Source organism: Vibrio sp. 1288, from assembly GCF_033344475.1.
Window position 1 is genome coordinate 1 of record NZ_JAWPOX010000938.1, and the last position, 561, is coordinate 561.

Annotated in this window: 2 pseudogenes; both read left to right on the forward strand. The window is 45.1% G+C overall.

From position 1 onward, the window contains the following. Window positions 1-229, forward strand: a pseudogene (locus R8O11_RS30205) (leucyl/phenylalanyl-tRNA--protein transferase); the annotation flags it as partial. Continuing rightward, window positions 226-561, forward strand: a pseudogene (locus R8O11_RS30210) (arginyltransferase); the annotation flags it as partial. The pseudogenes R8O11_RS30205 and R8O11_RS30210, both read left to right, overlap by 4 nt.

The following is a 561-nucleotide window of genomic DNA, read 5'->3' on the forward strand; positions in this document are numbered from 1 at the left end:
CAGTTTGAAAGACAACGCATCAAAAATCGCATTGTGGTATTTGTGTTCGCATTTGGCGTCAAAGCATGGTCAATTAATAGATTGTCAGGTGATGAACCCGCACTTGGCATCCCTCGGCGCATTTGAGCTTGACCGAGACGAGTTCATACAAAAGCTACTATCTTTAAGAGAAAAGCAAACGGCTTCTGACACCTTTACGCCCCAAGTTTTGCAGGATTCAGAATCATGAGCACAGATCTACAACACATTCGAATTGGGTTAACCAACAACCATCCTTGTAGCTATTTACCGGAGCGACAAGAGCGTGTTGCGGTGGCATTGGACGCTGAATTACATACTGAACAAAACTATCAACTATTGATGGCTAATGGCTTTCGTCGCAGCGGAGATACGATATACAAACCACATTGCGAGCGTTGCCATGCTTGCCAGCCTATTCGCATATCGATACCTGATTTCGTACTATCTAGAAGTCAAAAACGACTGCTCAGTAAAGCCAAAAATCTGCGTTGGGAGATGAAAACGGAGATGGACGCCGAGTGGTTTGAGCTCTACAGCCGT